The sequence below is a fragment of the Empedobacter sp. UBA5528 genome, assembly GCF_002426075.1.
GTDB lineage: Bacteria > Bacteroidota > Bacteroidia > Flavobacteriales > Weeksellaceae > Empedobacter > Empedobacter falsenii_B.
This window is the reverse complement of the sequence record NZ_DINY01000028.1, coordinates 1-10,592: the sequence shown is the minus strand read 5'-3', so window position 1 is coordinate 10,592 and position 10,592 is coordinate 1. Positions and strand designations below refer to the sequence as shown.

The following is a 10,592-nucleotide window of genomic DNA, read 5'->3' as shown; positions in this document are numbered from 1 at the left end:
TTACCTAAATGCACTACGGGTATATATTGTATTCATGAATACTATGGATTTGGCTTGATCCAAAACGAATCAAAAAATCAAGGCTTCAATTCTCGCCGGTCAATATTCATTTCGCTTCTCTAAAATGTTTAAATCACTCCCGATGGTCGGTAAACATTTTTGCGCTTCTCTCAATGGATTGACACTCGTCTGCAAATTGTTATGCCATTTTCAATTTATTTCTACTCCAACTCTTTGTTCATTTTTTGGACTTGATCGTATTCTAATTCTTTGACTGCATAGACATACGAACCATTTTTTGAAATCCTCATAAATCCGTGTTTCTTTAATGCTTTACCTAATTGGTTTACTGTTCCGCTATTAATGTTGATGTTACTGAAATAAGCTAACCTTGTCGCTATTTGGGTTGTATTTAAAAAAGCAGTTGCAGTTTCTCTGTCGGCTTTTTCGAACCATGTTAAAAGTAATTCTTCTTCAGGGGTTTTGATTTGGTATTGCTCATTATTTTGGTTGATGTTTTTAATTTCTTCGTTGTTGAACCAATATCTAAATCCTTGATCTATTAAATGCAAAGCTTGTTTGTAACAATAATCTAAATTGACGTTGTGATGGTATTCGATGTGTTCGACTTCAAAGCATAAGAATCTTCTTGAACCAGTGGTATCGTTTAAAAATTGAGCTGTATTTACCGAACCTGCAAATGATGCTCTACGTGGTAAAGTTTCGTTATTGTGTCCGTACGCTTTTCTCATTCTGATATGGGATTTCGTAATGATTTCCTTTAATGAACCGATTTCTGTTTTGTTTAGGTTTTCTAGCTCGTCTAAGTTGATTAACATACATTCAGCCAAATGGATTAACGTGTCTTTGTTATTGGGATTAATTGTTCCAGAAAACAAATACTCTTTTAATTGTTTCGGTACTAACTTTTCCATCCAGGTTGTTTTACCTATTCCTTGTTTTCCACTGAAAACAATTACTGTTTGATTAACAACTTTTTCATTCGTTACACAAGCCACCATTGCCACAAACCATTTTTTGAAACACTCTAACCATAATTCTTGATTGGTTGTGGTTATGGTATTGGCTAATTCTGTGATGTAATCAATCTCTTGATTTATCTCTGGTAAGGTTAAAAAATATTCTTTGAATGGATCGAATTGTTCTACATAATCCGACATCAATAAATAGCGCAATCCTTGAATACTGCATTTGACTTTTGCTTTTAATACTTCTCTAAGAATAGAATTTTCAACAAAGTCGGTTATTGGTTTATACATTTGGTTTCGAACCTTTTTGTATTCGAGCTTTCCTGTTACGATGTTGTACCTAAAGTTGTACCTTTTGTTTAGGAACATTTCCAGTCGTTCTATGGCAGCAGGTTTTTCTTCGTCATCATCGATTTCTTCCTCGTTTGTTGTACTACTTTTCGGATTTGTCTTTTCCTTTGTTTTCGGTGTTTTATACTCCTTATCAGTACCAAATTCGTGTGTATTGTTGTATGCACTTTTAACTGCATTCATTACTTCGATTTCGTTGTAATTGTAATCGGATAAAATGAAGCCTAATGCTTCTGCATAACTGATTCCTTTTCTGTTAAGGTTACATGCTAATTGATGTACAAAGTTATTTCGGTTTCCTTCAACGTAATCCATTTTCTGTTTTGTGAATCTGACGCAATGTTCAATGAGCGTATTCGTATCTGGTGTAAATGTTCTTTGATACGCTTCTGTAAAACTATTCTGTGTATGGTTTCGATGTGTTTCATTGGAATGAGATTGATTATTTATTTGGTGAGATCCTGAAACAAGTTCAGAATAACAAGAAAAAACTTCTGCGTTTGAGTTGAAATAGATTTCTGGATCAAAGGAGTAAAAACATAAACGTGTAATGTCTTTTCCGGATTTATCGATTTCGATTTCTAACTCTTTTTCGTAAAATTCTTTGATAATGTTGTACGTGTTTTTGTGTTCGTCTTGATTGGTTGAAACCTTGATGAATAGCTTTAATCCGTTGTTTGATGGACTGATAAATGCAACAAATGTTGTACTTAATTCTGTCGCTTTTAGTTTGATTTCGGCAAGCTTATTTTTCTCAACTTTATCAATATCCAGTACGATTATTTGATTGTAATTTTGGAGGTAGTCTAATTTTCTACCTCCTTTGAATGTTGCACTTGGTGTAAAAGCTAGTAATGATTTCTTTGCTTTTTCGTATGGTTCCATTTTTCCTTGTTCTAAGGATTTACGCAAGTATAGAATTTGACTTTTGTATGTTCCTTCTTTGATTTCTGTTACGATTTGCTCAACTGGTATGGTGTTTATTACCTCGTTGAAGTTTTGGAATAGGGTGAATTTCATATTTTGTTGTATTATGTATTATGTAAAAAGTAAAATGAATTGTTCTTTACTTTCATTTTTGTCTTGACACAAAAACGAAACAAAAAAGTCAAGGCTATAAATCCGTTTAGGCTAAAAATCCTTTTCACTTCGGGAATGAATTAAATCATTCCCGATGGTCGGTAAACATTTTTGCGCTTCTCTCAATGGATTGACGCTCGTCTGCGAATTGTAATGCCAATTTGATTTAGATGCCGATACTCTAATTTTTAGCGTTTGTTAGAGAATGATTTGTTGTAGTGTTCGTTCAATAACTTTTCGACGTCAGACATTTTGTAGTAGATTTTGTTGCCTACTTGACAGAATGAAACTTTTCCTTCATCTCTCCACGTTTGAGCAGTTCGTTTAGAGATTTTCATTAGCATTAGAAACTCTTGGTTATCCATAAATGTTTCTTGTTTAGCAGCTAATGCTTTGTTTAATTTTTTAGTGATTTCTTCTAATTGGAATACGATCGCATCGTATTGTTCCTTTGTTAAAATGATTGCTTCCATTTTCTGAATTATTTAAGATTATGGAACAAATGAAGTACAGAAAAAAAAGTCGCCAGGTCTTAAGTTGGTCTTATAAGACCAAAATAATTTTGAAACTAACTGTTTATCTATGATTGGTTAAAGACTTGCTATTTTTTGAATAAGACCTTTTTGAGCAAAAAAAATCCTAACTGAGTAAGTTAGGATTGAATGCTTTAAAGCAATTTATCTATATCTATTCGCTTATTTACATTTGGTCGTTTATCTTCTCGTGATGGAGTTAAAATTGTTCGAACGGTTTTTAGGCTTAATTCGTTTCCATCTTTATCAACAAAATTGGACACAATTACTTTTGAGATATCATTGAGATTTCCATCTAAAAATGGTTTTCCATCTACAAAAAGTTCTCTGGACATTTGATAAAATATATCAACCAGTTGATTGACATTTCCATTGAATTGTAATTTGTTGTAATTGCATTTTTCTTCTTTAACTACTTGCAATTCTTCCTTTAATCTTCTGATGTGTTGTAAATGTTCAATTTTCTTGTTGCATTGCTCTGAATATTCTGGAAGCTTTGGATTGATAAAATGAATGTTAGCTTGTTCGTATTCGTATTTCTCATTAGTTAAGAAAAAGATTTGATCGCAATAATCTTCCATCTGTTCCAAATTTTTCTGCGTTTTATAAAAAGAAAAATATCGTTCTTCTGAATCTGCATTGATGTATCTCGGTGCAGGTCTTTCTTCGTCTTTAATCTCTATTGGTTTATATAAACCTAATCGAATTATTTCTGTTGAAGTATAAATTTTCATTAAACGAGTTTTATTTCTTCCTTTTTCAAACAGAAATTCATTTACTGAAACTAACTTTTCAAACTTATTAATCCAATGTAGCTTATCTTTTGCATATAAAAGTTGATGTTTGATAAAATCAGCAATTTCAGAATGAGAAATCTCAAATATTTTGTCAATTAATGCTTGACAATACCCGTCATTTGTAAGAGGTTGAACCTCTATAATATCAAATTCTTCTGACTTTACATTGTGTAAAGCAACTTGTGTAAACTCTTTGAATTGTACAGTTTCTTTTATCAAATACTTCATCATAAATTAAGTTTTAGCATTTAACCTTTTATAGTGTAATTTGATGTAAATTAATATATTACAAAGACAAAATGTGTCGCTGGAGAGATTATTTGCTTTCTTATTTTATATATTGCTCTACTGCTTTATCTAATTCGTCGTTTACGATTTTTGCATAGATTTGAGTTGTTCCAATATCTGAGTGATCTAACAATTTTGAAACGTACTCAATACGCATTCCGTTAGCTAAAGCTTGGGTTGCAAATGTATGTCGGCTTAAATGGAATGATAACGAGAATGGAAATTCTAATTCTTTACCGATTCTACGCAATTTCTGACCACATAAAGTATTTTTGGCAGCTATTACTTTTAGTTGGTATTCGTTGGATTGTTCGAAGAAATTTGCTTCTGAAATGATTGGAAAAATAAAATCATCTGATTCGGAAGTTTCTTTCTTGTATTTGTTTAAAATCTCTAAAGCCGATTGACCTACTTTGAATTGATGTGAACGTTTCGTTTTACGAATGTTTAATCTGATACGTTGTTCGTTTTCATCATAGTTTTTCCATTGTAAGGTAACGACATCACCAAAACGTAATCCACCCGCATAACAACTGAAAATAAACATATCACGGAAATACGTATCTGTTTGACCAGATGAACTCTTGTGATTTTTTAGCTGCTCTATTTGTTCTTTGTTTAAAAACAGTCTTGTACTCTTGTCTTTTTTGATTCTTACACTCGCAAATGGATAAGTATTTAAAGTGATGACTTCTTCACGAATGGCATCTTTAAACATTATCGCCAGAATATTTAAAGCATAATGCATAGTTGTAGAACCATTCTTTAAACGATTGCTCATAAAATTGACATAATCATTTAAAACTGTTACTGTGATATCTTCAAAGTAGATTTCGTTTGTACCTAAAAACTTCTCGAACTTTTGAATATTCATTTTATAAGCTTTATAGGTTTGAGGTGATACATTCCCTCTGATACGTTCACAACGCTCGTAAGCATATTCAAAGAAATTCTTAATATCTTTTCCTTTGATCGCTTCTTTTAATCGCTTAGCGGAGATATTTCCACGCTTTCGCTCGTTATCAGCAACCATTGCTTCTGCATCTGCAATCTTTTGAGATAAGAAAGCATTCATTCTCGTTGAATTGGGATAATTGCGTTTTACTTTTTGTTTGACATCATCCCATTCGTTTTCTTTCAACTTTACTCCAGTTGCTATAAATTTTGTTTTACGATCCTTGATTAACCGGATATACAATGGACTGTGCCCTGTTTTATCTTCTTGGTTGGTGCGAAGTACTAATTTGATTGAAGCCATTGGATTTTGAATTATGGTTTAAAAATCTATTTTTATAAACGAATGCAATCAAGTGAATTTTTTTTGTAACTTGCTGATGCAAACGAATGTAACGTGATTCTAAGGTACAACAATTGGTACAACAAATCAAGGATTTCAATGCGTTAGAGTACTTCAAATTGAAACTTTAACATTCTATAAAACCTTATAAATAGGCAATTTAGAGAAAAATAGTATTGTCATATTATGTTTTCGGATAATTCAACTATATCCGAATCTAAAATTTGATTAATCATTTCACTATTCAAAACAAATCCATTCAACGAAATCGCATTTTCTTCGATTTGAACCGCATCTTTCATCGCATCTTTTACTTTCATTTCGATCAACGCATTCGATTTAAAAACCTTCCCTTCTACTTCTAAATTTGCAGCATTAGAAACCGCAACTTCTTCTTTGCATCAGCAGCCAATTCTGCATTACTTTCTGAACCTTTGTATTCATTACAACTTACGATAGAAGCAACTATAAAAAGTGCTAAAATAATTTTTCTCATGATGATGTTTTTTATGTTTGATTTTAAAATTACTTTCATCATTTCTCAATCATTCACTAAAATCCTTTTCTTTTACTTGTTTATTATTTTACAAATACAAAATATTGATAATCATTTATTTAATTTTATTTTACAAAAATTTATCTCCAAATAATTTTCAGAAATTCAAAAGATTAAGGAGGTTTGTAAAAGATTTAATTTACTTTTAACTGATTTGTTAATTATTGAAAAGAAAAAATGAAAGTGATTAAGCCAATTTTCCTAAACTTATTACTAAGTTCTGTTGTTTTTGGACAACGATCAGAACAACCAAAATCTGAAACATATCCAAAAAACATCTTCCAAAATCCTTTAGAAATTACCAATTATTTAGCTGGTAATTTTGGAGAATTACGTGCCAATCATTTCCACGCTGGGCTTGATATCAAAACTCAACAACGAGAAGGTCTGAAAGTAAAAGCGGTTGGAGACGGTTACATTTCTCGCATTAATATTTCGCCAACAGGTTATGGAAATGCACTTTATATCGATCACCCAAACGGATATACTTCTGTTTATGCCCATTTGAGAGAATTTACGCCCGAATTGCAAGAATATGTGCGCAAACAACAATATGCAAACGAAACGTTTAAGATAGAATTGCATCCAAAACCAAACGAACTTCCTGTAAAAATGGGCGATTTGATTGCTCTTTCTGGAAATTCTGGAGGTTCTGGAGGTCCACATTTACATTTCGAAATTCGTGATACCAAAACAGAAGAACCAATTAATCCTTTTTACTTCGGTTTTGATTTACCTGATACTCGAAAACCATCTATTTTAGGCCTATATGCTTATCCAATTTATGGCGATGTGAATCAAAAAACCAATCGTGTTGTTGTGGTAAATGGAGGTACAATTTCTGCCTCTGGCGCAATAGGTTTTGGTGTAAAAGCCTATGACAAACACAATGGAGCAGAAAATAACAATGGAGTTCATCAAATTAATATTTATGTGAATGATGAACCGATTTATACGTTTACTTCTAATCGTTTTTCGTTTGATGAAGCTCGAGCTATAAATACAGTTTGCGATTATGGCGATATTCAGAAAAATAATAGTTGGGTGTATCAAGGATTTGTGAAAGATGGGAATCCTGTCAGAATGTATTCAAATCTAAAAAACAATGGAATTTTAGAGCTTGAAGAAGGAAAATCGTACAAAGTAAAAATTGACGTTTCTGATTATGCAGGAAATTTATCTTCGCAATCTTTTACAGTTAATGGAAAAGCATTTGTAGATTCTGCAAAACTTACTGAAACAAATCCAATGTTGTGGAACAAAGAAAATCATTTCAAATCTGATGGAATCGAAATATTTTTCCCTAAAAATATTTTTTATGAAGATTTTGATTTAGCTTATAAATTCTCGAATGGTAAACATTGGGTGGGCGATTATTATATACCAGTTCATCAAACTTACACGTTAGCAATAGAACCGACTACTGACATTCCAACAGCGCAATTGGACAAAGCTGTTATTGTACGCGAATATCAAAAAAGAGGTGCTTGGAAAAAAGATTATTTAACAACAGAGCTCAAAAATGGAAAGCTTGTTGCAAATCCAAAAGATTTTGGTGTTTTTTCTATTTTAATTGACAATACTAAACCGACAATTACTCCGTTAAATATCAAATCAGATAGTCAATTTACTCAAGCTAATGCTATTATCAAATTTACAATTGATGATGCACAATCTGGGATAAAAGATTATAAAGCTTATATCGATGGTAAGTGGGTTTTAGCCGAATATGATCAAAAAATTAAACGATTATCAATTAATTTGAACAAAGAACAGATTTCGGTTGGCAACCATCAATTAGAATTAAACGTGAAAGATGAAAAAAACAACACAGCAACATACTCTACAACATTCAAAAAGATTTCTTAGTACCATAAGTTTATCTCTTTTGGGTGGAATTTTATTTGCTCAAACTGCGCAAATTAATGGTAAAGTTGTCGACGAAAATAGAATTCCAATTAGTGAAGCTGAGATTATTGTCAACGATCAATCTTATTTTACAGATCAAAATGGTAATTTCAAAATTGATATTCCATCAAATTCTTCCGTTACCGTAACTTTTAACAACAATGGTTATCATTCGTTTGCACAAACTTTTACGCTAAAAGATAAAAACAAGAAAGAGATTTTTGTTCAATTAGTTCCTGATCAAACCAATGCAATCGAATTAGGTGAAGCAACTATTTCTTTTCAATCCAATAAAAATAAACCTTTGCAAAGTACCGTTTTGAGTGCTGCGCAAATGCAACAAGGACCAAGTTTGACTGGCGGAGTTGCCGATTTATTGAAAACATTGCCTTTCGTAAATTCGAATACAGAATTAAGTTCGCAATATATGGTTCGCGGAGGAAATTATGACGAAAATTTAATTTACGTTAACGGAATCGAAGTTTATAAACCTCAATTGATTCGTTCTGGCGAACAAGAAGGTTTAGGTTTTGTAAATCCTGCGATGACGCAATTTATCAACTTTTCTGCTGGTGGTTGGGAAGCAAAATACGGCGACAAAATGTCTTCTGTTTTAGATGTTACCTACAAACGCCCAACAAAATTTGAAGGACAATTAGAAGCAAGTTTAATGGGCGGAAGTTTGACATTAGGCGGAGGTTCTAAAGACAAAAAACTTTCGGCAATTGTTGGAGCGCGCTATCAAAACAGAAATTTAGTGTTGAATACCTTAAAAGGTGATACCAATTTCAATCCCGAATATTACGATGTACAAGCCAATATCAATTATAAATTAAATGATAAATGGAATGTTGCATTTTTGGGGACAATGTCACGTTCGCGCTACGAAATGTTTCCTGTAAAACGTGATACGTACATCAACACAATGGATACTCCGTTGTTGCTAACTGTTTTTTATGACGGAAAAGAGGATGATAAATTTGCGACAGAAACAGGAAGTTTATCATTTACATATCAACCAAATTCTAAAGTAGATTTAGGGTTAGACCTTTTTGCTTATCATTCGAAAGAGCGCGAATATTTTGATATTCAAGGTTCTTATTTCATTTCCGAAGTAGACGAAAAAGGCCATGCTACTTCTACGAATGATGTTGGTTCGCAAATCGATCATGCACGAAATAATTTTGATGCGTTGGTTGCTGGAATTCAACACAAAGGAAAATATAAAATCAATGGAAACAATGATATTGAGTGGGGTGCAAAATTTCAACAAGAAGATATTCGTGATTTATTAGGTGAATGGCAAGCAATCGATTCGACAGGATATGTTGTGAATCCAAATCCAGGAAATGGTTTGAATTTAAGTTATTATGTGAATTCTAAAAATAATTTAAAAACCAATCGTATTTCAGGTTACGCACAATATACAAGCAAATTTATGTGGAATGATGCGAAAGTAATGTTCAACGCTGGTGTACGTGCAGCTTATTGGGATTTTAACGAAGAAACAACTGTTTCGCCTCGTGCTCAAATCGCTGTTAAACCAGATTGGGAAAGCGATATGTTGTTCCGTTTTTCGACAGGTATTTATTATCAACCTCCCTTCTATCGCGAAATTCGTCGTTTAGATGGTTCTTTGAATAACAAAGTAAAATCGCAACAATCAATTCATTTTATATTTGGAAACGATTACGAATTCAAATGGATGGATCGTCCGTTCAAATTAACAACTGAGGTTTATTACAAAATCTTAAATGATTTGAATCCGTATTATGTAGACAATGTGAGAATTCGTTATACGGCAGATAACAACTCCAAAGGTTATGCGTATGGACTTGATATGCGTTTATTTGGGCAGTTTGTTCCTGGTATAGATTCTTGGTTCTCGGCTTCGTATGCGCGAGCTTATCAAAATATTGATGACAGAGGAAATATTCCATTACCAACAGATCCTCGTTTCAAATTATCTGCATTTTTCCAAGATTATATGGAGTTTTTACCATCTTTCAAAGTGAATGTAAATTTGATTTATGCTTCTGGTTTACCAAACGGAGCACCACAATTTGCAGATCCTTACCAATACCAAACAACGTTGACAGATTACAAACGTGTTGACATTGGTTTTGTGAAAGAATTGATCAATCAAAAAGAATTGAAACCATCAAAAGGAACATTCTGGAGTAATTTCAAAGAAATTTCGATTGGTGTAGATGTTTTCAATGTGTTTGATATTAAAAACGAAATCAGTAATTCATGGATTCGCGACGTAAATTCGAGTGCAGTTTACACAATGCCAAATTATTTGACAGGACGTTTCTTGAATGGAAAGATTAATTTTAAGTTTTAAAACTATTCAAAATTAATATTAGGATAAATTAATTCTTATTAATAATGGATTTTCAAAAATATATCGGTTACATCATCATTCCAATTATATTTATTTTTTCAATTTCACCTATTTTTTTCATGAACAAGAAAATAGGTAAAATAAAATATTTAAAGACTTATAGTTTTATATTTTGGTTATTTTCATTTTTACTATTTTTCATATCATTAAATGAAATCTTTGAAAATCAAAACTTAAAAGGTTTTACTTTTTTCAATTTTTATAAAACTTTAGAATATTATTTTTTATGGATTTTACTTCCATTTTGGATATTTCCAATTTCAATTATATCAGGAATACTAACTCCATTTATTTTATATTTAAAAAGTAAGAATAATAAAAGAAACAAAGTATACTAACCCGTTGTGCATTTTAAATAATTTGAGTTTTTAGCTTATTAATATTTC

The 10,592-nt window shown here is 31.8% G+C and carries 8 protein-coding genes; 2 read left to right on the top strand and 6 right to left on the bottom strand.

What is annotated here, in order from left to right:
• Positions 1 to 221 precede the first annotated feature (221 nt).
• The 6 genes from B4L98_RS06370 to B4L98_RS06345 all read right to left on the bottom strand — a co-directional run bounded on the left by B4L98_RS06370 (position 222) and on the right by B4L98_RS06345 (position 5,831).
• A complete protein-coding gene (locus B4L98_RS06370) occupies positions 222 to 2,360 on the bottom strand; it encodes a VapE domain-containing protein (RefSeq protein WP_291077811.1) in 2,139 nt (712 codons plus the stop codon).
• A gap of 248 nt (positions 2,361 to 2,608) precedes the next feature.
• On the bottom strand, positions 2,609 to 2,893 hold the full coding sequence (locus B4L98_RS06365; RefSeq protein WP_038335637.1) for a helix-turn-helix domain-containing protein: 285 nt from the start codon (positions 2,891 to 2,893) through the stop codon (positions 2,609 to 2,611).
• A gap of 194 nt (positions 2,894 to 3,087) precedes the next feature.
• The gene (locus B4L98_RS06360; RefSeq protein WP_291077809.1) at positions 3,088 to 3,978 is read right to left on the bottom strand and encodes a hypothetical protein; all 891 of its coding nucleotides are present in this window, start codon (positions 3,976 to 3,978) and stop codon (positions 3,088 to 3,090) included.
• 100 nt (positions 3,979 to 4,078) lie between these two features.
• A complete protein-coding gene (locus B4L98_RS06355; RefSeq protein ID WP_280038298.1) occupies positions 4,079 to 5,296 on the bottom strand; it encodes a site-specific integrase in 1,218 nt (405 codons plus the stop codon).
• 218 nt (positions 5,297 to 5,514) lie between these two features.
• On the bottom strand, positions 5,515 to 5,655 hold the full coding sequence (locus B4L98_RS06350; protein WP_291046781.1) for a hypothetical protein: 141 nt from the start codon (positions 5,653 to 5,655) through the stop codon (positions 5,515 to 5,517).
• A gap of 41 nt (positions 5,656 to 5,696) precedes the next feature.
• Positions 5,697 to 5,831, bottom strand: coding sequence for a hypothetical protein (locus B4L98_RS06345; protein ID WP_286496357.1), 135 nt, complete (start codon positions 5,829 to 5,831; stop codon positions 5,697 to 5,699).
• A 237-nt stretch (positions 5,832 to 6,068) separates the two neighbouring features.
• On the opposite strand from B4L98_RS06345, the gene B4L98_RS06340 reads away from it, so the two are divergent.
• Together B4L98_RS06340 and B4L98_RS06335 are read left to right on the top strand one after the other, a co-directional pair.
• Positions 6,069 to 7,760, top strand: coding sequence for a M23 family metallopeptidase (locus tag B4L98_RS06340; RefSeq protein WP_286496356.1), 1,692 nt, complete (start codon positions 6,069 to 6,071; stop codon positions 7,758 to 7,760).
• Positions 7,708 to 10,146: a TonB-dependent receptor gene (locus B4L98_RS06335; RefSeq protein WP_291046777.1), complete on the top strand. Its 2,439-nt coding sequence runs from the start codon at positions 7,708 to 7,710 to the stop codon at positions 10,144 to 10,146. Before B4L98_RS06340 ends, B4L98_RS06335 begins: the two co-directional genes overlap by 53 nt.
• Positions 10,147 to 10,592: the final 446 nt, after the last annotated feature.